21 protein-coding genes and 2 pseudogenes are annotated in these 20889 nt (G+C 73.7%); 18 read left to right on the top strand and 5 right to left on the bottom strand.

The features are described 5' to 3' along the window. Nucleotides 1-53: 53 nt before the first annotated feature. From leuC to ACZ3J7_RS33215, 4 genes are all read left to right on the top strand, one after another. Nucleotides 54-1475: a 3-isopropylmalate dehydratase large subunit gene (gene leuC / locus ACZ3J7_RS33230; RefSeq protein WP_465627107.1), complete on the top strand. Its 1422-nt coding sequence runs from the start codon at nt 54-56 to the stop codon at nt 1473-1475. A gap of 4 nt (nt 1476-1479) precedes the next feature. Beyond that, nucleotides 1480-2076, top strand: coding sequence for a 3-isopropylmalate dehydratase small subunit (gene leuD / locus ACZ3J7_RS33225; RefSeq protein ID WP_465627106.1), 597 nt, complete (start codon nt 1480-1482; stop codon nt 2074-2076). Between the two features lie 134 nt (nt 2077-2210). After that, complete coding sequence (locus tag ACZ3J7_RS33220) at nt 2211-2501, top strand: SCO5555 family protein (RefSeq protein WP_465627105.1); 291 nt, start codon at nt 2211-2213, stop codon at nt 2499-2501. Nucleotides 2502-2634: 133 nt separating this feature from the next. Beyond that, the gene (locus ACZ3J7_RS33215) at nt 2635-3318 is read left to right on the top strand and encodes an HU family DNA-binding protein (RefSeq protein ID WP_465627104.1); all 684 of its coding nucleotides are present in this window, start codon (nt 2635-2637) and stop codon (nt 3316-3318) included. Between the two features lie 227 nt (nt 3319-3545). On the opposite strand, the pseudogene ACZ3J7_RS33210 reads toward ACZ3J7_RS33215, so the two are convergent. Further along, nucleotides 3546-4286, bottom strand: a pseudogene (locus ACZ3J7_RS33210) (GntR family transcriptional regulator). Between the two features lie 151 nt (nt 4287-4437). Between ACZ3J7_RS33210 and ACZ3J7_RS33205 the strand changes: the two are divergent. Then, nucleotides 4438-4683, top strand: a complete 246-nt coding sequence (locus ACZ3J7_RS33205) for a hypothetical protein (protein ID WP_465627103.1) — start codon at nt 4438-4440, stop codon at nt 4681-4683. Beyond that, nucleotides 4680-5072: a hypothetical protein gene (locus ACZ3J7_RS33200; RefSeq protein ID WP_465627102.1), complete on the top strand. Its 393-nt coding sequence runs from the start codon at nt 4680-4682 to the stop codon at nt 5070-5072. Before ACZ3J7_RS33205 ends, ACZ3J7_RS33200 begins: the two co-directional genes overlap by 4 nt. 275 nt (nt 5073-5347) lie before the next feature. Here the strand turns inward: ACZ3J7_RS33200 and cofC are convergent. Then, nucleotides 5348-6055, bottom strand: a pseudogene (gene cofC / locus ACZ3J7_RS33195) (2-phospho-L-lactate guanylyltransferase); the annotation flags it as partial. Nucleotides 6056-6272: 217 nt separating this feature from the next. On the opposite strand from cofC, the gene ACZ3J7_RS33190 reads away from it, so the two are divergent. The 3 genes from ACZ3J7_RS33190 to ACZ3J7_RS33180 are packed head-to-tail and all read left to right on the top strand — an operon-like array spanning nt 6273 to nt 9244. Continuing rightward, nucleotides 6273-7073: a lysophospholipid acyltransferase family protein gene (locus ACZ3J7_RS33190; RefSeq protein WP_465627101.1), complete on the top strand. Its 801-nt coding sequence runs from the start codon at nt 6273-6275 to the stop codon at nt 7071-7073. Then, entirely contained in the window at nt 7070-8071 is a 1002-nt protein-coding gene (locus ACZ3J7_RS33185) for an NAD(P)H-dependent glycerol-3-phosphate dehydrogenase (RefSeq protein WP_465627100.1), read from the top strand. The genes ACZ3J7_RS33190 and ACZ3J7_RS33185 overlap by 4 nt, the downstream gene beginning before the upstream one ends. Before the next feature lie 30 nt (nt 8072-8101). After that, on the top strand, nt 8102-9244 hold the full coding sequence (locus ACZ3J7_RS33180; RefSeq protein ID WP_465627099.1) for a D-alanine--D-alanine ligase family protein: 1143 nt from the start codon (nt 8102-8104) through the stop codon (nt 9242-9244). Between the two features lie 7 nt (nt 9245-9251). On the opposite strand, the gene ACZ3J7_RS33175 is transcribed toward ACZ3J7_RS33180, so the two are convergent. Together ACZ3J7_RS33175 and ACZ3J7_RS33170 are read right to left on the bottom strand one after the other, a co-directional pair. Next, entirely contained in the window at nt 9252-9785 is a 534-nt protein-coding gene (locus ACZ3J7_RS33175; protein ID WP_465627098.1) for a DUF3515 domain-containing protein, read from the bottom strand. Nucleotides 9786-9804: 19 nt separating this feature from the next. Beyond that, entirely contained in the window at nt 9805-10038 is a 234-nt protein-coding gene (locus tag ACZ3J7_RS33170) for an Lrp/AsnC ligand binding domain-containing protein (protein WP_465627097.1), read from the bottom strand. Between the two features lie 168 nt (nt 10039-10206). On the opposite strand from ACZ3J7_RS33170, the gene ACZ3J7_RS33165 reads away from it, so the two are divergent. The 3 genes from ACZ3J7_RS33165 (at nt 10207) to thiD (ending at nt 13178) form a co-directional block, all read left to right on the top strand. Then, the gene (locus tag ACZ3J7_RS33165; protein ID WP_465627096.1) at nt 10207-11175 is read left to right on the top strand and encodes a thiamine-phosphate kinase; all 969 of its coding nucleotides are present in this window, start codon (nt 10207-10209) and stop codon (nt 11173-11175) included. A gap of 139 nt (nt 11176-11314) precedes the next feature. Next, nucleotides 11315-12340: a 6-phosphofructokinase gene (locus ACZ3J7_RS33160; RefSeq protein WP_465627095.1), complete on the top strand. Its 1026-nt coding sequence runs from the start codon at nt 11315-11317 to the stop codon at nt 12338-12340. 31 nt (nt 12341-12371) lie between these two features. Beyond that, complete coding sequence (gene thiD, locus ACZ3J7_RS33155) at nt 12372-13178, top strand: bifunctional hydroxymethylpyrimidine kinase/phosphomethylpyrimidine kinase (RefSeq protein WP_465627094.1); 807 nt, start codon at nt 12372-12374, stop codon at nt 13176-13178. A 125-nt stretch (nt 13179-13303) separates the two neighbouring features. Here thiD and rpmB read toward each other — a convergent pair whose 3' ends face one another. Continuing rightward, nucleotides 13304-13489, bottom strand: coding sequence for a 50S ribosomal protein L28 (gene rpmB / locus ACZ3J7_RS33150; protein ID WP_014138233.1), 186 nt, complete (start codon nt 13487-13489; stop codon nt 13304-13306). A gap of 253 nt (nt 13490-13742) precedes the next feature. On the opposite strand from rpmB, the gene ACZ3J7_RS33145 reads away from it, so the two are divergent. From ACZ3J7_RS33145 to ACZ3J7_RS33120, 6 genes are all read left to right on the top strand, one after another. Continuing rightward, the gene (locus ACZ3J7_RS33145) at nt 13743-15350 is read left to right on the top strand and encodes a DAK2 domain-containing protein (RefSeq protein WP_465627093.1); all 1608 of its coding nucleotides are present in this window, start codon (nt 13743-13745) and stop codon (nt 15348-15350) included. A gap of 37 nt (nt 15351-15387) precedes the next feature. Further along, entirely contained in the window at nt 15388-17598 is a 2211-nt protein-coding gene (gene recG / locus ACZ3J7_RS33140; RefSeq protein WP_465627092.1) for an ATP-dependent DNA helicase RecG, read from the top strand. Nucleotides 17599-17729: 131 nt separating this feature from the next. After that, nucleotides 17730-18239, top strand: a complete 510-nt coding sequence (locus tag ACZ3J7_RS33135) for a hypothetical protein (protein ID WP_465627091.1) — start codon at nt 17730-17732, stop codon at nt 18237-18239. Nucleotides 18240-18367: 128 nt separating this feature from the next. Further along, entirely contained in the window at nt 18368-18952 is a 585-nt protein-coding gene (gene rsmD, locus ACZ3J7_RS33130) for a 16S rRNA (guanine(966)-N(2))-methyltransferase RsmD (RefSeq protein ID WP_465627090.1), read from the top strand. Between the two features lie 32 nt (nt 18953-18984). Continuing rightward, a complete protein-coding gene (gene coaD / locus ACZ3J7_RS33125) occupies nt 18985-19470 on the top strand; it encodes a pantetheine-phosphate adenylyltransferase (protein ID WP_465627089.1) in 486 nt (161 codons plus the stop codon). A gap of 128 nt (nt 19471-19598) precedes the next feature. Further along, nucleotides 19599-20759: an ATP synthase F0 subunit B gene (locus ACZ3J7_RS33120; protein WP_465627088.1), complete on the top strand. Its 1161-nt coding sequence runs from the start codon at nt 19599-19601 to the stop codon at nt 20757-20759. The last annotated feature ends 130 nt before the right edge of the window (nt 20760-20889 follow it).

The following is a 20889-nucleotide window of genomic DNA, read 5'->3' as shown; positions in this document are numbered from 1 at the left end:
AGACCTCGACGATCACGAGAAGGCCGGCAGAGCGGCCGGCTGGAGGGAATCCGATGGGACGGACACTCGCAGAGAAGGTCTGGGACGACCACGTCGTCCGGCGCGCCGAGGGCGAGCCCGACCTGCTCTACATCGACCTGCACCTGCTGCACGAGGTGACCAGCCCGCAGGCCTTCGACGGCCTCCGGCTGGCCGGCCGCCCGGTCCGCCGGACCGATCTGACGATCGCCACCGAGGACCACAACACCCCCACCCTCGACATCGACAAGCCGATCGCCGACCCGGTCTCCCGGGTCCAGCTGGAGACGCTGCGCAAGAACGCCGCCGAGTTCGGCGTGCGCATCCACTCGCTGGGCGACGTCGAGCAGGGCGTGGTGCACGTGGTCGGCCCGCAGCTGGGCCTGACCCAGCCCGGCATGACCGTGGTCTGCGGCGACTCGCACACCTCCACCCACGGCGCCTTCGGCGCGCTGGCCTTCGGCATCGGCACCAGCCAGGTCGAGCACGTGCTGGCCACCCAGACGCTGCCGCTGGCCCCGTTCAAGACCATGGCGATCACCGTCGAGGGCGAGCTGCCCGAGGGCGTCACCGCCAAGGACCTGATCCTGGCCGTGATCGCCAAGATCGGCACCGGCGGCGGCCAGGGCTACGTCCTGGAGTACCGCGGCTCGGCGATCCGCAGCCTCTCCATGGAGGCCCGGATGACGATCTGCAACATGTCCATCGAGGCGGGCGCCCGGGCCGGCATGATCGCCCCCGACCGCACCACCTTCGACTACCTGCAGGGCCGCCCGCACGCCCCGCAGGGCGAGGACTGGGACGCCGCGGTCGCCTACTGGGAGACCCTGGCCACCGACGAGGACGCGGTCTTCGACGCCGAGGTGCTGATCGACGCCGCCTCGCTGACCCCGTTCGTCACCTGGGGCACCAACCCCGGCCAGGGCGCGCCGCTGGGCGCGAACGTGCCGGACCCGGCGGACTTCGCGGACCCGCAGGAGCGGATCGCCGCCGAGAACGCCCTCAAGTACATGGGCCTGGAGGCCGGCACCCCGCTGCGCGAGGTCAAGGTCGACGCGGTCTTCGTCGGCTCCTGCACCAACGGCCGGATCGAGGACCTGCGGGCCGCCGCGGCCGTCGTCGAGGGCCGGCGGATCGCCGAGGGCGTGCGGATGCTGGTCGTCCCCGGCTCCGTCCGGGTCGCCCTGCAGGCCGTCGAGGAGGGCCTGGACAAGGTCTTCACCGCCGCGGGCGCCGAATGGCGGCACGCCGGCTGCTCGATGTGCCTGGGCATGAACCCGGACCAGCTGGCCCCGGGCGAGCGCTGCGCCTCCACCTCGAACCGCAACTTCGAGGGCCGCCAGGGCAAGGGCGGACGCACCCACCTGGTCTCCCCCCAGGTGGCCGCCGCGACCGCGCTGCTGGGCCGTCTGGCCGCACCGTCCGACCTGACCGACAACGTGGCCGTGGAGGTCTGACGCCATGGAGAAGTTCACCACCCACACCGGCCGGGCCGTCCCGCTGCGCCGTTCGAACGTGGACACCGACCAGATCATCCCGGCGCACTGGCTCAAGAAGGTCACCCGCTCCGGCTTCGAGGACGGCCTGTTCGAGGCCTGGCGCAAGGACGAGTCCTTCGTCCTGAACCTGCCCGAGCGGCAGGGCGCCTCCGTCCTGGTGACCGGCCCCGAGTTCGGCACCGGCTCGTCCCGCGAGCACGCCGTCTGGGCGCTGCAGAACTACGGCTTCCAGGCCGTCATCTCCTCCCGCTTCGCCGACATCTTCCGCGGCAACTCGCTGAAGAACGGCCTGCTCACGGTGGTCCTGCCGCAGGAGACCGTCGAGAAGCTCTGGGAGTTGACCGAGGCCGACCCGACCGCCGAGATCACCGTCGACCTGGAGACCCGCGAGGTCCGGGCCGAGGGCGTCACCGCGCCGTTCGAGCTGGACGACAACGTGCGCTGGCGGCTGCTGAACGGTCTGGACGACATCAGCATCACCCTGCAGGACGAGGGCGACATCGCCGCGTTCGAGGCGCGGCGCCCCGCCTACAAGCCGCGCACCCAGCCGGTCGCCTGAGCCACCGCTTTCTGACGGACCGACAACAAGACCCGCCCCCCTCCGGGGCGGGTCTTCGTTGTTCGCAGGGGAGTTCGTCAGCCCGGAATAGACCCTGGTGTAGCGCAACTCCGTACAGATGGCACAATCGTTGCATGCACCACAGTCCCGAACCCCCGTACCAGGACGGCGAACCCGCGTCCGGGGACGGTCGGGACGGTGCTGCCGACTCGGAAGTCACCCTGCTCTACGCACTGGTGGCCGAGCGGTTGAAGCAAGCCCACGCCCGCGTTCACGCGCTGAACGTGTCGACGGACGCAAAGACCGCTCTCACCCGACAACTGCTGATCGTCACCGAGACCGCGAAGCGCGATCTCCCGGAGGCGGCACGGCGGTTGAGTCGCTTTGTGCAGGACCTCGACGAGGGGCGGATGCCTCCCAGGTGAGCACCTCCATGCGCAAATCCATTGCGACACTAGGGTGATTCACGCGTTTGGTAATTGAAAGTCCGCAGATACATACCTAACGTGCGAAAAGAACGGATGGAATCATCCGGCGCCCGTTTCCGAAGGGGAAGACGTGAACAAGGCTCAGCTTGTCGAAGCGGTGGCCGAGCAGCTGGGCGGTCGCAAGGCTGCCGCAGAGGCCGTCGACGCAGTGCTCGACACCATGGTGCGTGCCGTCGTGGCGGGTGACCGCGTCTCGGTCACCGGTTTCGGCACCTTCGAGAAGGTGGAGCGCTCGGCGCGCTTCGCCCGGAACCCGCAGACCGGCGAGCGGGTCAAGGTCAAGAAGACCGCCGTGCCGCGGTTCCGTCCCGGCCAGGGCTTCAAGGACCTCGTCTCCGGCAGCAAGAAGCTGCCCAAGGACGGCCCGTCCGTCAAGAAGGCGCCCAAGGGCTCGCTCACCCCGGGCAAGTCCGGCGTGGCCGCCACCCCGGCCGCCAAGCGGGCCGCCACCAAGCGGGCCGCGGCCGCCGGCACCGCCGCCGCCGCGACCAAGAAGACCGCCGCCAAGAAGACCACCGCCACGACGGCCAAGAAGGCGGCCCCCGCCAAGACCGCGGTCAAGAAGGCCACCCCCGCCAAGACCACCGTGGCCAAGACCGCGGCGGCCAAGAAGGCGACCCCGGCCAAGGGCGCGGCCAAGAAGACCACCACCGCGGCCGCCGCCAAGAAGACCGCCGCCACCGCCAAGAAGACCGCTCCGGCGAAGAAGACCGCCACGCGGAAGACCACCGCGCGCAAGTCCACCGCCAAGTAGTCGCCCCACCTCCGGCGCCGGCCCGACCGGCACCGGGGCACCGGCCGCGCCGGTCCGGCCCGGGTTCCGCCCGGGCCCGGACCGGCGCGGCCGTTTCTCCGTCCCGGCGGCCCGGCGGGGCCGACCGGTTGAGGGGCCGTCGGCGCGACGCGGCGTCAGCGCGGGCGCCCGGAACGGAAAGGAAAGGCGAATTCCGCCGCGGACCGGCCAGCCACCGCTCCGCGCCGCTACTCCGCGGGCGTCAGCGGCAGCTCGTAGCAGATCTCCCAGCGGGAATCCGGAATGACCAGATCGGCGGTCTCCACCGGCCGCCCGGAGTCGTCCAGGTACGTCCGCTCGATCAGCGTCACCGCGTCGCCCGAGGCGATCCCCAGCAGCGCCGCCTGCTCCGCGCTCGCCCGGGAGGGGCGCAGCCGCTCCACCGCGCGCGCCACCCGCACCCCGATCGCCGCCATCCGGGCCACCACGCCCCGGCCGTGCAGCGGGCCGTACTCGGGCAGCAGCACCGGGGAGCCGCCGGTGAGCTCCATCGGCTCCCAGGAGTCGGCGAGTTGGACCGTCCGGCCGTCCAGCTGGAACTCGTAGCGGGTGTGCACCGTCGGCGCGCCGGGCTCGATCCGCAGCCGCCGCGCGATCCCCTCCGGGGCGGGCGTGCGGGCCGCCGACTCCGACTCCCACTCGCCGTCCGGCGTCAGCGCGGCCGGGAACAGCCCCGCCGTCCGCGACCGGACCATCGTCAGCCGCTCCACCGGCTCCCGGACGTACGTGCCCGACCCCGTCCGGCCCTACAGCAGCCCTTCCGCGATGAGCACCTCCTGCGCCCGCTGGAGCACGTTCGGCCCCACCCCGTAGCTCTCGGCCAGCCGCGCCCGGGACGGCAGCCGCTCGCCGACCGCCCACTCCCCGGCCGTCACCCGACGGCGCAGGTGGTCCGCGATGCGGAGGTACGGCGGGTCCTGTGAGGGCATCTGGCGTCTCCCGGCGGAGGGCGTGACCTGCCGGGGGTGACGGCAGGACGGTGGTGACGGGTGATTCAGCTTGACAACCTAATGCATCAGGTGGAATCTAATGGCTTAGATTCACTATGAGTGATCGACCGACTTCGGGGAGAGGCGCGGCGTGCCAAGCACGAGGGTGTTCGACCTTGCATCCAGGCTCGCCGCGGCCACCGGATCCGAAGCCAGGATCATCCGGCTGCCCGACGGGGGCTACCGGGTGGAAGCCGACTACCTCACCACCCCGGACCCGCGCGACCACCTCGCCGTCCTCGACGTCCTCACCCGGGCCGACCGCTACGGGCACCGCTACCGCACCCGCACCCACACCGTCTGGGCCGAATTCGACCCACCCCAGGAGCCGCCGTGAAGGACACGCCACCCGGCTACACCGTCGGCATCGAGGAGGTCACCGAGCCGGCCTCGTTCCTCACCCTCGCGCCCGCGCTCTCCTCGCTCTGGCAGGTCCTGCGCATCCTCCCGCTCGGCTGGACGCAGTTCGAGGCCTACCGGTACTTCTTCGGGCCGGGGGCGACCGAACGCACCGAGGAGTTCCTGGCCCGGGACGGCCGACTGCGGCTCAGCTTCGCGCTGCTCGGCCGCACCCGGCTGATCAGCGTGCTCCCGACGGTCGACGGGCCGCTCCAACCGGGGCCCGTGCCGCTCAGGTTGGTCGCCTCCCCGGAGGTCGCCGCGCTGGGCCTGGACGGCTCGGGCGGGCGGCCGGGCCGGGACGCGCCGTACCGGTGGGGCGTCTGACCGCCGGACGGGCCGGGGTCACGGCCGCGGGGAACGACTGTGGGCTACGGCTGCGGGGCGTCGGCTTCCGGGTCGGGGAAGGTCGGGAGGGTGAGGAAGACCACGCGGCGGTCGGGGCCCTCCCCGGTGGTGCGGATGCGCAGGCGCTGGCCGGGGCGGAGGAGGCGGAGGCCGCCGGCGTCGAAGGCGGGGGTGTCGAAGGGGACGGGCGTGCCGTCGTCGAGCAGGACCGAGCCGGAGCGGGTCGTGGGCTCGAAGGTGAACGCGGTGGCCTGCATGGGAGCCAGCATAGGGCTTCGGAGCAGGGCCGCGGTGGCCGGGCCGAGGCCGAGCAGGTGGGCGGCGGCCAGGTCGGCGGGGGTGTCCACGTCGCGGCGGACGGAGGGGACGCGCGGGAGGCGGAGCTCGGTGGCGCCGCCGACCAGGTGGGCGGCGCGGGAGCCGGGACCGAAGGCCGGGCGGAGCGGAGCGCCGTCGGCGCCGGCGAGCAGCACGGTGCCGGTACCGGGGGCGTCGGGCAGGAAGGCCCGGCCGCGGGCCGGGACCGCGGCGAGGACGCGGGCGAGTTCGGCGGGCCGGAGCGCGGGCAGGTCCGCGGAGAGGGTGGCGACGGGGGAGCGGGGGTGGCGCCGGAGGGCGCTCGCGGCGCCGTGCGCGAGCGCCGGGTTGAGGCCGCCGGGCTCGTCGGCCAGCACGTCGGCCCCCAGCGCGCGCAGCGCCTCGGCGGCGCGCGCGTCCCGGGTGACCACCAGGACGCGGCCGACGGCGGGGCAGGCGAGCGCGGCGGCGACGGTGTCGCGGGCGAAGGCGAGGGCGAGCCGGGGCCGCAGTCCGCCGAGCGCGGCCAGCCGGCTCTTCGCCTCGGCGAGCGGTTTCACCGGGACGACCACCGACCAGCCGGTCCGCGGTGGGTCCGCCGGGCTGCGGGGCCGCCCCGGGGCGGTCGGCCCGACGGCGGCGGGGCGTACGGTGTCCTCTGTCATCGGCGCCATTGTGGCGTCGGCCGGGGAGCCCTGGCCAGCGTGCCGGGGGGTGTCCCCGGCGGCGGGCGGGGGCCGGGCGGCTGGTGGCGGTGGTGGCAGCTCGACACAGGCTCGGCTCCCGGGCGAGACTGGTCGCCGCCCCGGAGCCGCTGGCCGGCCCCGGCGAGGTGAGACCGCGGCGCAGTACGGGGCGCCGCACGGATGAGGAGGAGCTGGGGTGGCCCGCCGCTCTAACGCCAGGTTCGGAAACGCCGACTACGGGATCTGGTACCGCTTCGCGGCGGTGCTCGTGAAGCCGGTGACCAACGCCCTGGCAAAGGCGGAGTGGCGCGGCTGGGAGCACCTGCCCGAGAAGTCCGGGTTCATCGCCGCGGTGAACCACAATTCGGTGATCGACCCGGTGTTCTACGCGCACTGGCAGTACAACTCGGGCCGCCCGCCGCGGATCCTCGCGAAGTCCTCGCTGTTCTCGGTGCCGTTCATCGGCTTCATGCTGCGCAAGACCGGTCAGATCCCGGTGTTCCGGGAGTCCACCGACGCGGCCGAGGCGTTCCGGGCCGCGATCGACGCGGTGAACGGCGGCCAGTGCGTGCAGTTCTACCCGGAGGGCACGCTGACCCGGGATCCCGAGCTGTGGCCGATGACCGGCAAGAGCGGCGCGGCCCGGGTCGCGCTGATGACCGGCGCGCCGGTCATCCCGGTGGCGCACTGGGGCGCGCACGAGATCATCCCGCCGTACGGCAAGGGCAAGGGCAAGTACCGCCTGTTCCCGCGGCACCGGGTGATCGTCGCGGCGGGCCCGGCGGTCGACCTGAGCCGGTACCAGGGGCAGGAGATCACCGCCCGGGTGCTTCGGGAGGCCACCGACGACATCATGGCGGCGATCACCGCCGTGCTGGAGGACATCCGCGGCGAGCAGGCCCCGAAGGAGCGGTACGACATGCGCCGGGCCGCCAAGGACCGGGCCGCGGCCGCCCAGGCCAAGCGCGAGCGCGCCGCCGAGGAGGGCGGCCGGTGACCCGCTGCGCGGTGATGGGGACGGGCTCCTGGGGCACCGTCTTCGCGATGATCCTGGCCGACGCGGGCTGCGAGGTGACGCTCTGGGGCCGCCGGGCGGAGCTGGTCGACGCGATCAACCGGGAGCACGTCAACCGGGACTACCTGCCCGAGCTGGTGCTGCCCGCGGGCGTCCGGGCCACCACGGACGCCGCCGAGGCGCTGGCCGGCGCGGACTTCGCGGTGCTCTCGGTGCCGTCCCAGACGCTGCGCGACAACCTCGCGCTCTGGGCGCCGCTGATCGGGCCGCGGACGGCGCTGGTCAGCCTGATGAAGGGCGTCGAGCTGGGCACCGTGAAGCGGATGAGCGAGGTGATCGCCGAGGTCGCCGGGGTCGGCCCGGAGCGGGTCGTGGTGGTGTCGGGCCCGAACCTGGCCGGCGAGATCGCCAACCGGCAGCCCGCCGCGACGGTGGTGGCGTGCACCGACGAGGAGGTCGCCAAGCGCTTCCAGAAGGCCTGCCACACCCCGTACTTCCGCCCGTACACCAACACCGACGTGGTGGGCTGCGAGCTGGGCGGCGCGGTGAAGAACGTGATCGGCCTGGCGGTCGGCATGGCCAACGGCATGGGGCTGGGCGACAACACCAAGGCGACGCTGATCACCCGCGGGCTGGCCGAGACCACCCGGCTGGGCCTGGTGCTGGGCGCCGACGCGCACACCTTCGCCGGACTGGCCGGGATGGGCGACCTGGTGGCGACCTGCTCCTCGCCGCTGTCCCGGAACAACACCTTCGGCACCAACCTGGGCCGCGGCATGACGCTGGCCGAGACGATCGCGGCGACCAGCCAGACCGCCGAGGGAGTGAAGTCCTGCGAGTCGGTGCTCGACCTGGCCCGGCGCAACGGGGTCGACATGCCGATCGTGGAGGCCGTCGTCGATGTGGTGCACAAGGGCCGGCCGACCCAGGAGGTACTCGAAGGGCTGATGGCCCGTTCGGCCAAGCCTGAGCGCCGCTGACCGGAATCGGACGGTAGTCTCAACGCCGATATGAGCATCGAACAGACCTCCCCGAACCAGGCGGCCAAGCCGCGCGTCGCGATCGTCTTCGGCGGTCGCAGCTCCGAGCACGGCGTGTCCGTGGTCACCGCCGCCAGCGTGCTGCGTTCGATCGACCGCGGCAAGTACGAGGTGCTGCCGATCGGCATCACCCACGAGGGCCGGTGGGCCCTGGTCGGCGACGAACCGTCCCGGATGGCCATCACCGACGGCCGGATGCCGGACGTCGACCAGGTCGCCGAGTCCACCGAGGGCCAGGTCGCGCTGCCGGCCGCCCCCGGCAGCCGCGAGGTGGTGTGGAGCGAGCCCGGTGCCGCGCCGAAGGTGCTCGGCGAGGTCGACGTGGTGCTCCCGCTGCTGCACGGCCCGTGGGGCGAGGACGGCACCCTGCAGGGCCTGCTGGAGCTCTCCGGCGTCCCGTACGTGGGCTCCGGCGTGCTGGCCTCCGCGGTCGGCATGGACAAGGAGTTCACCAAGCGGATCATCGAGTCGCTCGGCCTGTACGCGGGCGAGTACACCGTGCTCAAGCCGCGCGAGTGGGAGTCCGAGGCGGGCCGGGCCGCCGCCCGCGAGCGGATCGCCGCGCTCGGCCTGCCGCTGTTCGTCAAGCCCTGCCGGGCCGGCTCCTCGATCGGCATCACCAAGGTCAAGGACCTCGCCGACCTGGACGCCGCGGTCGAGGAGGCCCGCCGCCACGACCCGAAGGTGATCGTGGAGAAGGGCGTCGAGGGCCGCGAGGTCGAGTGCGGCGTGCTGGAGTTCGAGGACGGCCCGCGCGCCTCGGTGCCCGCCGAGGTGCTGGTCGACGGCGACTTCGAGTTCTACGACTTCGAGGCCAAGTACATCGACTCCTCCGAGGTGCGGATCCCCGCCGAGCTCACCGACGCCGAGCAGGCCGAGATCCGCCGGCAGGCCGTCGAGGTGTTCGAGGGCCTCGGCTGCGAGGGCCTGGCCCGGGTCGACTTCTTCCTGCTGGCCGACGGCCGCTGGATGGTCAACGAGGTCAACACGATGCCCGGCTTCACCCCGATCTCGGCCTACCCCAAGATGTGGGAGGCCACCGGCGTGCCCTACGCCGAGCTGATCGACCGCCTGCTGACCGCCGCGCTGCGCCGCTCCACCGGCCTGCGCTGACGGCGCCCTAGTCGTCCTGGCACTTCGAGTCGTCCGTCCCGTCGATCACCGGGACGGACGACCGGATGGCCGCCGAGAGCGAGGAGAGCGGGTCCGCGTAGTTGCCGTACGCGCCGGCCGGGACCTCCACCTCCACGTACGCCTTGCGCAGCCCGGTGGCGAAGCGGTAGCCGCCGCTGCCGTCCTCGTCCATGCCCCAGCTGACGCCGTCCACGCAGGGGCCCTTGCGGTCGAACGCGTCCAGGTAGGCCGGGCGCTCGCCGCCGCAGGTCAGCACGGTGCGCGGGGCGGACGCCCAGGCGGCGGTGTACGGGGAGGCGGGGGACGGGTCCCGGCGGGCGTGCCCCAGCACCTCGGCGGGCAGCGCGGCGTCCAGCGCCCGGCAGTAGCCGGCCGCCTCGGCGGCCGGCCGCGGCGCGGCGACGTCCGGCTCGCCGCTCCAGGCGGCGACCAGCCCGGCCGTGCAGGCGAGCAGCACGGCGGGCGGGGCCAGCCAGCGCACCGGGGCGGGCAGGCGGTTCAGGAGGACGCGGAGGGCCACCGCACGATGGTAAGCCGTCCTACAGCCGCACCACCGGACAGGTCAGGGTGCGGGTGATCCCCTCGACCTGCTGCACGTTGGCCACCACCAGGCGGCCCAGTTCGTCGATCGACTCCGCCTCGGCGCGGACGATCACGTCGTACGGGCCCGTCACGTCCTCGGCGGTGATGACCCCGCCGATCTTGGCGATGGACTCGGCTACCGCGGTGGCCCTGCCCACCTCGGTCTGGATCAGGATGTACGCCTGCACCACGGTGGACCTCCAGGCGGCTGGGTGGGGTGGGAGAGCGGACCGGCAGTCTGATCAACCACGCTACCGCGCCCGGGTGCGGACCGGGGAGACCCCGGAGGGCCCGGAAGGCGTACGCTGCGCGCGGGGGCGCACACCAATCGGACACGGGGAACGCGGGAGGACGGGCTGATGCAGGGGACCGTGGGCGAGCTCGGCGAGTTCGGGCTCATCCGGGAGCTGACCGCGCGGCTGCCGATGACCCCGGCGGTGGAGCTCGGACCCGGTGACGACGCTGCCGTGGTCAAGGCGCCCGACGGCAGGGTGGTGGCCACCACCGACGTGCTGATCGAGGGCCGGCACTTCCGCCGCGACTGGTCCACCGCGTACGACGTCGGCCGCAAGTGCGCCGCGCAGAACCTCGCCGACATCGCCGCGATGGGCGCCGTCCCGACCGCGCTGCTGCTCGGCCTGGTCACCCCCGCCGACCTGCCCACCACCTGGGCCACCGAGCTGATGGACGGCCTGCGCGACGAGTGCCAGGTGGCCGGGGCCACCGTGGTCGGCGGCGACGTGGTGCGCGGCGACACCATCACGCTCGCCATCACCGCGCTCGGCGACCTGCAGGGCCGGCGCCCGGTGGTGCGCTCCGGCGCGCAGGTCGGGGACGTGGTCGCGGTCACCGGCTGGCTCGGCTGGTCCGCCGCCGGGCTGACCGTCCTGCAGCGCGGATTCCGCTCCCCGCGCGCCTTCGTCGAGGCCCACCGCCGCCCCGAACCGCCGTACCACGCCGGCCCCGCCGCCAGCGAGCTCGGCGCCACCGCCATGGTCGACGTCTCCGACGGCCTGGTCGCCGACCTCGGCCACGTCGCCCGGGCCAGCGACGTCGACATCGACCTGCACGCCGCCGACTTCGACGTCCCCGCGCAGATGGCCGACATCGGGCAGGCCGTCGGCGTCGACCCGCTGGTCTGGGTGCTGTCCGGCGGCGAGGACCACGCGATCGTCGCGACCTTCCCCAAGTCCGTCCCGCTGCCCGCCCGTTGGCGGGTCATCGGCGAGGTCGTCCGGACCGCCCGCCCCGGCCGGGGCGGAAGCGTCACGGTCGACGGCGCCCCCTGGGACCGCACCGCGGGCTGGGACCACTTCGCCGAGGGGTAGTCCGCGCCCTGGTGGCTGCCGGGCCGAGGGCCCCCGAACGCGTAGTGTTGCGCCTGTCGGGCGGGCCGACAGCGTCGACGGTCCGGTCCACCTACGTACGCGGGGGCGCGCGCCCCCGGGAGCAGGGAGCGCAGCCACCATGCGAATCGGCGTCCTCACCAGCGGCGGCGACTGCCCGGGCCTCAACGCGGTGATCCGCTCGGTCGTGCACCGCGGCACCGACGTGCACGGCGACGAGATCCTCGGCATCGAGGACGGCTTCCTCGGCCTGATCGAGGGCCGCGCCCGGCCCCTCTCGCACGACGACGTCACCGGCCTGCTCACCCTCGGCGGCACCATCCTCGGCTCCGCCCGGGTGCAGCGCGAGAAGATCCGCTGGGCGGTCGAGAACTCCAAGCAGCTCGCCGCGAACCTGGGCATCGACGCGCTGATCGCGATCGGCGGCGAGGGCACCCTCACCGCCGCCAAGCTGTTCAGCGACGCCGGGCTGCCCGTCGTCGGCGTCCCCAAGACCATCGACAACGACATCGACGCCACCGACGTCACCTTCGGCTTCGACACCGCCGTGCACGTCGCCACCGAGGCCATCGACCGGCTCAAGACCACCGCCGAGTCGCACCAGCGGGTGATGGTCGTCGAGCTGATGGGCCGGCACACCGGCTGGATCACCCTCACCGCGGGCATGGCCGGCGGCGCCCACGGCATCCTCATCCCGGAGAAGCCCTTCGACATCGAGGCCGTCGCCCGGATGATCGAGGAGCGCTTCCAGCGCGGCAAGAAGTTCGCCATCATCGCGGTCGCCGAGGGCGCCCAGCCGCTGCCCGGCACGCTGCGCTTCGAGCACGGCCAGGTCGACCAGTTCGGGCACCAGACCTTCGGCGGCATCGGCACCCGGCTCGCCATCGAACTGGAGAACCTGCTCGGCAAGGAGGCCCGGCCGGTCATCCTCGGCCACACCCAGCGCGGCGGCACCCCCACCGCGCTCGACCGGGTGCTCGCCACCCGCTTCGGCTGGCACGCGGTCGAGGCCGTCCACAAGGGCGCGTTCGGGCACTTCACCGCGCTGCGCGGCACCGACATCCACCTCACCTCGATCGCCGACGCCGTCGTCCAGCTCAAGACCGTCCCCGAGGAGCGCTGGACCGAATCCGAGGCCGTGCTCTGAGCCGTCCGGCGGGATCGGTAGGTTGGGGCGCATGAGCACCGAAACCGCCGCCCCGCCCCGAGTCCTCACCGTCGCCGGCTCCGACAGCGGCGGCGGTGCGGGCATCCAGGCCGACCTCAAGGCCATGCTCGCCCTCGGCGTCCACGGCATGAGCGTCATCACCGCCGTCACCGCGCAGAACTCGCTCGGCGTCCAGGGCTACTGGGAGCTGCCCGCCGAAGCCGTCCGCGCCCAGTACCGCAGCGTCGTCGACGACATCGGCGTCCAGGCCGTCAAGACCGGCATGCTCGCCTCGACCGCGCTCGTCGAGACCGTCGCCGACCTGCTCGCCGGCACCCCCGCCCCCGTCGTCGTCGACCCGGTCGGCGTCTCCAAGCACGGCGACGCGCTGCTCGCCGCGGACGCCGTCGCCACCCTCCGCGAGCGCCTGCTGCCGGTCGCCACCCTCGCCACACCCAACCTGCACGAGGTGACCCAGCTCACCGGGATCACCGTCACCGGCGAGCACGACATGCTCGACGCCGCGAAGGCGCTGCGCGACCTCGGCCCCGACTGGGCCCTGGTCAAGGGCGGCCACCTCGACGGCGAAGCCGCCGACCTGCTGCTCGGCCCCGACGGCGAACCCCACTGGTACCGGGCCCCCCGCCACGACAACCGCCACACCCACGGCACCGGCTGCACCCTCGCCAGCGCCGTCGCCGCCCAGCTCGCCAAGGGCGACCCGGTGCCGCTGGCCGTCGCCCGCGCCAAGGCCTACGTCACCGGTGCGATCGCGCACGGCTTCGCGCTCGGCGCCGGCATCGGGCCGGTGGACCACTTCTGGCAGGCCAGGGGGTAGGCGGGCGGGGCGTTCCGGGACCCCCGGAGCGCCTCCCGGCGGGGAAATGCCGAAAGCCGGCCACGGTCCCCGGGGGGTGTGGTCGGCTTACGGGAAAAGAGGTGACCGGCGCACCGGTCTGCGCGTCAGCGCGAGACCTTACCGGCCTTGATGCACGAGGTGCAGACGTTGAGCCGCTTCGGCGTCCGCCCGATCACAGCGCGCACCGTCTGGATGTTGGGGTTCCAACGACGGGGGGTGCGGCGGTGCGAGTGGGAGATGCTGTTGCCGAAGCCCGGGCCCTTGCCGCAGACGTCACAGTTGGCAGCCACAGGAGTCACTCCAAGACTTCAGATCAGGTACTTGAACTAGCCCGGGATGCTCCAGGCAACCGGGAGAGCATACAACGGTGACTCCCGCTCAACGAAACTACCACGATCGCCGGGGTGATCGTTCCCCCGAGCTGGGCGGCAGCCGGGCCCGAGCCTGCGGCGGAGGGGGTCGCGGGGGCCGATAACCTGCCAGCATCGCCCCTCGCCACCGCGTCCCGTCGTGTTCCCGTGGCGTTCATCCGGAGGAGACCTGGTGCTGGACACCCTCGACGCCCCGGCCGTCCGCACCTGGTGCCGGCTCGCGCTGGCGGCCCTCGGCCAGGCCCGCGAGGAGATCGACGCGCTGAACGTGTACCCGGTGCCGGACGGGGACACCGGGACGAACCTCTACCTGACCGTGGAGTCCGCCGCCGAGGCGCTGGACGCGGTGTTCGCCGCCGCCGAGGAGCCCGAGCTCGCGGTGGCCGCCGCCGCCGCCGCCCGCGGCGCGCTGATCGGGGCACGCGGCAACTCCGGCGTGATCCTCGCCCAGTGGCTGCGCGGCCTGGCCGAGGTGCTGGCGGCCGGCGGCGCACTGGCCGCCGCGCTCGACCACGGCGCCCGCTCCGCGTACCTCGCGGTCGCCGAACCCGTGGAGGGCACCCTGCTGACGGTCGCCGCCGCCGCCGCGGCGGCCGCCACCGGCGCGGACGGACTGACCGGACAGGCCCAGGAGGCGTACCGGGCCGCCCGGCAGGCGCTGCTGCGCACCCCCGACCAGCTCTCCGCGCTGGCCGAGGCGGGCGTGGTGGACGCGGGCGGCCGCGGCCTGGTCGCGGTGCTCGGCGCGCTGGTGGACGCCGTCTCCGGGCAGCAGCCGATGGGCCCGGTCGCCCTGCGCCGCGAGGTCGACCCGCTGGTGCTGGACGGCTGCGAGGGCCACGAGCGCCCGCCCGGCCCCGGCCACCCCGCGTTCGAGGTGATCTACCTGCTGGAGGCCGAGGACGGGCAGCTGCCCGGGCTGCGCGAGCGGCTCGGCCGGCTCGGCGACTCGCTGGTGATCGGCGGCGGCGACGGCCTGTGGAACGTCCACGTGCACGTGGACGACGCGGGCGCGGCCGTCGAGGCGGGCGTCGAGGCCGGGCGGCCCTACCGGATCCGGATCACCCACTTCGCCGAGGCCGCCGCCCGCGCCGGGGAGCGCGAGGAGACCGTCTCGCACGGCCGCGCCGTGCTCAGCGTGGTGAGCGGCAGCGGCCTCGCCCAGCTGTGCGAGCAGGCCGGTTCGGTGGTGCTGTCCGCCGACCCGGACCGGCCGCCGGCCAGCGCCGAACTGGTCACCGCCGTGCACCGCTGCGGCGCCCGCGAGGTGGTGCTGCTGCTCAACGACCCCGAGCTGCGCCACGCCGCCGGCGCCGCCGCCGACCAGCTGCGCGAGGAGGGCGTCCGGATCGCCGTGCTGCCCACCCGCTCCCCGGTGCAGGGCCTGGCCGCGCTCGCCGTGCACGACGCCGGGCGGCGCTTCGACGAGGACGTGGTCGCGATGACCTCCGCGGCCGGCGCCACCCGGTACGCCGAACTGGCCGTCGCCGAGGGCGAGTCCTGGACGATGGCGGGCGTCTGCCAGGCCGGCGACGTGCTCGGCCTGATCGACGGCGACGTCGCGGTGATCGGCACCGACCTCACCGAGACCGCGCTGACCGTGCTCGACCGGATGATCGCGGCGAGCGGCGAACTGGTCACCCTGGTGCTCGGCGAGGAGGCCCCCGCCGAGCTCGCCGACCGGCTGATCGCGCACGCCCGGCGCACCCGTCCCGAGGTCGACACCGTCGCCTACCAGGGCGGCCAGGAGGCCGCCCCGCTGCTCATCGGGGTGGAGTGAGCCCGGAGCGTCGGTCCCGTGGTGTGAAATGGGGGCGATGGGCGCTCTCGATGAACCTCTGAAGGACCTGGTCGGCGACCGCACCGCGAAGGTGCTGGCCGACAGCCTCGGCCTGCGCACGGTCGGCGACCTGCTGCACCACTACCCGCGCCGGTACGTCGAGCGCGGGCAGCTCACCAGCCTGGACGAGCTGGAGGTGGACGAGCACGTCACCGTGCTGGCCCGGATCGAGAAGGTCACGCTGATCCCGTTCCGCGGCCGCAAGGGCGACCGGCTGGAGGTGGTGGTCACCGACGGCCGCTCGAAGCTCTCGCTGGTGTTCTTCAACCAGGGCTGGCGGCAGAAGGACCTCCGCCCCGGCCGGCAGGGCCTGTTCGCCGGCAAGGTCGGCCTGTTCAACCGCTCCCGCCAACTCGCCTCGCCCGACTACCAGTTGATCGACGAGGAGGAGGGATCGACGGCCGCGGAGCAGTTCGCCGGCCGGCTCATCCCGGTCTACCCGGCGAGCGCCCAGATGCCCAGCTGGAAGCTCTCGCTCTGCGTCGGGATGGCCCTCACCAAGCACCTGGCCGACGTCGGCGAACCGCTGCCCGCCGACCTGCGCGCCGAGCACGGCCTGATCCCGCTGCCCGAGGCGCTGGAACTGATCCACCGCCCGCACCACCAGGCCGACAGGGAGCGCGCGCAGAACCGGCTGCGCTGGGACGAGGCGTTCGTCCTGCAGGTCGCCCTCGCCCAGCGCCGGGCCGCCGACTCCGCGCTGCCCGCCGTCCCGCGCCGCCCCGTCCCCGGCGGCGTGCTGGACGCCTTCGACGCCCGGCTGCCGTTCACCCTGACCGACGGGCAGCGCAAGGTCTGCGCCGAGATCTTCGCCGACCTGGCCACCGAGCACCCGATGCACCGGCTGCTCCAGGGCGAGGTCGGCTCCGGCAAGACGCTGGTGGCGCTGCGCGCCATGCTCGCCGTGGTCGACACCGGCGGCCAGGCCGTGCTGCTCGCCCCGACCGAGGTGCTCGCCCAGCAGCACCACCGCTCGATCGTCGAGATGATGGGCGACCTCGCCGAGGCCGGGATGATCGGCGGCTCCGAGACCGGCACCCGGGTCGCCCTGCTGACCGGCTCGATGGGCGCCGCCGCCCGCCGGGGCGCGCTGCTCGACATGGCCTCCGGCAAGGCCGGGATCGCGATCGGCACGCACGCCCTGATCGAGGACAGGGTGCGGTTCGCCGACCTCGGCCTGGTCGTGGTCGACGAGCAGCACCGCTTCGGCGTCGAACAGCGCGACGCGCTGCGCGCCAAGGGCGAGCAGCCCCCGCACCTGCTGGTGATGACCGCCACCCCGATCCCGCGGACCGTCGCGATGACCGTCTTCGGCGACCTGGAGACCTCCGTCCTGGACCAGCTGCCGTCCGGCCGCTCGCCGATCTCCACCCACGTGGTGCCCGCGCTGGAGAAGCCCAACTTCCTCGCCCGGGCCTGGGAGCGGGTCCGCGAGGAGGTCGGCAAGGGCCACCAGGCGTACGTGGTCTGCCCCCGGATCGGGGACGAGGAGGAGCAGCCCGCGAAGGGCGGCAGGAAGAAGCGCAAGGACGAGCCCGAGGAGGTCGGCGGGGGAGCGGACGGCGAGGAGCGCAGGCCGCCGCTGGCCGTGGTGGAGACCGCCGCGATGCTCGCCGGGGGCCCGCTGGCCGGACTGCGGGTGGAGATCCTGCACGGGCGGCTGGCGCCCGACGCCAAGGACGAGGTGATGCGCCGGTTCGCGGCCGGGGAGGTGGACGTGCTGGTCGCCACCACCGTGATCGAGGTCGGCGTCAACGTCCCGAACTCCACCGTGATGGTGATCATGGACGCGGACCGGTTCGGCGTCTCCCAGCTGCACCAGCTGCGCGGCCGGGTCGGCCGCGGCTCCGCCGCCGGGCTCTGCCTGCTGGTCAGCGACATGCCCGCGGCCAGCGCCGCCCGGGCCCGGCTCGACGCGGTGGCCGGCACGCTGGACGGCTTCGCGCTCTCCCGGATCGACCTCGAACAGCGCCGCGAGGGCGACGTGCTCGGCCAGGCCCAGTCCGGCGTGAAGTCCTCGCTGAAGGTGCTCTCGGTGCTGGAGGACGAGGAGGTCATCGCCACCGCCCGGGCCGAGGCCACCCGGCTGGTCGCCGCCGACCCCGACCTGGCCGCCCACCCCGAGCTGCGCACGGTGCTGGAGAGCCTGCTCGACGAGGAGCGCGCGGAGTACCTGGAGAAGGGCTGAGCGGGAACGGCCGGGGAAGGGCCGCGCGGGCCCTTCGCACCCCACGGATTGTCAGTGCCCCGGGAGAGAATGTAGTTGTTCGGGGCGCGCTCCAAGTCGCTTCCCCGGCACGAGAATTGGGGGTCATTGCCATGGCATTCCGTCACCTCAACGAGCTCCCGCTCGGCGACAAGGTCTTCCGGATCGAGGTCGCCAGCGAGGACGACCGCGAAGTCACCCTCACCCTGACCGGCTGGCGCGAGGGCGACGCCGCCAACCCGGTCGCCTCCGGCAAGCTGCGCCTCCCGGTGGAGGACGTCGCGTCCCTGCGCATCGCGCTGAACCGGGCCCTGCGCGCGCTGGCGATCGTCGCCGACGTCTCCGAGCCGATTCCGGACCGGGACGTGCTGCGCGAGCTCTACCCCGGGCACGGCTCCCCGTGGGTGCCGCAGCACGAGGAGGAGCTGGTCCGGCGCTTCCACGAGGGCGAGACCATCGCCCGGATCGCCGCCCGCTACGGCCGCACGCCCGACTCCGTCCGCACCAAGCTGCGCGAGCTCGGGCACGACCCGCGCCGCCCCGAGTACTGCCCGCCCGACGGCTGCCTGTCCTGGTCGCGGTACGCGTCGCCGACGCTGCTGGGCGCCGCCTCGAACGAGTGAGCCCGCCGCCGGGCCCGGCGGCGGAACGAACGGGGAGCGGGGCCGCGCGCCCGGCCCGGGGCCGATCCGTCGGCTAGGGTCGGGCGCGCAGCCCGTTCCGCCGTTCCGCCCGCAAAGGACCCAACGCCATGCCTCGCGTGATCGCCGGCCGTGCCGGAGGCCGCCCGCTCGCCGCCCCGCCGGGCCGGAACACCCGCCCGACCTCGGACAAGGCGCGGGAGGCGATGTTCTCCACCATCGAGGCGCTGTCCGGGCCGGTGACCGGCGCCCGGATGCTCGACCTGTTCGCGGGCAGCGGCGCGGTCGGCCTGGAGGCGCTCTCCCGCGGGGCCGCGCACGCCCTGCTGGTGGAGGCGGACCCGGGCGCGGTGCGGACCGTCCGGGAGAACGTCCGGACGCTGGGCCTGCCCGGCGCCGAGGTGCGCGCGGAGAAGGCCGAGAAGGTGATCGCCGGGCCGCCCCCGGCCACCCCGTACGACCTGGTGTTCCTGGATCCGCCGTACGCGGTGGAGGACGCCGTGCTGCGCGAGATGCTGGTCACACTCCGCTCGGGGGGCTGGCTGTCCGCGCACGTTCTCGTCACCGTGGAACGCAGCACCCGGGGCGGTGAGTTCGGCTGGCCGGACGGGTTCGAGCCGCTGCGTTCGCGCAAGTACGGCGAGGGCACGCTCTGGTACGGTCGCGCCGCCGACGGGGCTGATCAAGACTCGTAACGGAACATCCCGCCCCACAAGGGAGCACACCCATGCGCCGCGCCGTCTGTCCGGGGTCCTTCGACCCCATCACCAACGGACACCTCGACATCATCGAGCGGGCCTCGAAGCTGTACGACGTGGTGCACGTGGCGGTGCTGATCAACCGCAACAAGCAGGGCATGTTCTCGATCGACGAGCGGATCGAGCTGATCGCCGGGACCACCGCCCACCTGGGCAACATCGAGGTGGAGTCGCACAGCGGCCTGCTGGTCGACTTCTGCCGCGAGCGCGGCATCCCCGCGATCATCAAGGGCCTGCGGGCGGCCGGCGACTTCGACTACGAGCTGCAGATGGCCCAGATGAACCACGGCCTGACCGGCGTCGAGACGCTGTTCGTGCCGACCTCGCCGACGTACAGCTTCCTCTCCTCCAGCCTGGTCAAGGAGGTCGCCTCGCTCGGCGGCGACGTCTCCCACCTGCTGCCCGACGCGGTGCACCGCCGGCTGCTGGAGCGGATCGCCGAACGCCGCGGCTAGCCGGGGCGTTGTGAGCCGCGGGGCAGGTGGCCGTACAGTCTGTACCCCCGGCCCCGGGGCCGCAGCCGGCGGCCAGCGGGCACTGCCTCCGCCGCACCTCGGCGGCACACGGAAAGACTGAAGAGCCCGTGGACGTGCAGCAGAAACTCGACGAGATCATCGCCCTGGTCGAGAAGGCCAAGGCCATGCCGATGTCGTCGTCCTGCGTGGTCAACCGTGCCGAGTTGACCGGGATGCTCCGCGACCTGCGCGAGGCGATGCCCGCCGAACTCGCCCAGGCCCAGTCGGTGGTGGCCGACCACCAGCAGATGGTGGCCGACGCCCGGGAGCAGGCCGACCGGATCATCCGCGGCGCGCACGACGAGCGCGGCTCGCTGATCTCCGACACCGAGGTGGTCCGGCAGTCCCAGGCCGAGGCGGACCGGATCCTCGCCGAGGCCCGGTCCGAGGTGCACACCAAGCGGGCCGAGGCCGACGACTACGTCGACTCCAAGCTGGCCAACTTCGAGGTGGTGCTCACCAAGACGCTCGGCGCGGTCGGCCGCGGCCGGCAGAAGCTGCGCGGCGAGTCCGGCGTGTACGAGCCGGAGGCGGACGGCACCGAGGACGGCGAGGAGTTCCGGCCGCGGACCAGCCCCAGCCCCGAGGCCGACGAGTACGTGGACGTGAAGCTGGCCACCCTGGAGGCGGTGCTCTCCGCCACCCTGGAGGCCGTCGGCAAGGGCCGCGACAAGCTGCTCGGCAAGGCCCCGATCGACGAGCTGGGCGCCTACCTGGCCGCCGCCGACGAGGCCCAGCAGCTCAAGGACCGCGCCGAGGCGGTGGCGGCCGGCTTCGCCGACGGCGCCGAGCAGCAGAGCTGGTACGCCGAGGTGCCGCAGCAGCAGTCCTGGCCGGAGCAGACCCCGGCCGCGGCCGGCTGGCAGCAGCCCGGCGAGGACCCGGCCTCCGGCTGGGGGGACCCCCAGGCCCAGCCGCAGGCCCCGCAGTACGCCGAGGCGTACGGCGGCTACGACCCGGCGGCGGCCCCGCAGACCGACCCGTACGGCCAGCCCTACGGGCACCAGCAGCCGGTCGACCCGTACTACCAGCAGCCGCACTACCAGCAGCCGCAGGGCTTCGACCAGTGGGGCAACCCGCTGCCCGCCGACCCGTACGGCTACCAGCAGCAGCCCCCGGCCCAGCCGCCCCAGCAGCAGGGCGGGCAGCAGGCCGGGCTGGACGAGACCAGCTTCTTCGACACCAGCATGATCGACATGACCAGGCTGCGGGAGCTCGGCGGCCGCTGAGGCGGCGAGTTGGGTTCGGCGCGCAGTCTCCGGTAGTCTGACCACTCCGGCCTGTTCGCGCCGGGTCCGCCGCGCGCCCGCAACCGGGCGGTGCGGCTACGGAGACCGAAAACCCGCGCCACGCAGGAAT

This window comes from Kitasatospora sp. NPDC015121, assembly GCF_055562955.1.
The sequence above is the reverse complement of the archived record's forward strand: the minus strand, read 5'-3'. Positions and strand labels throughout refer to the sequence as shown.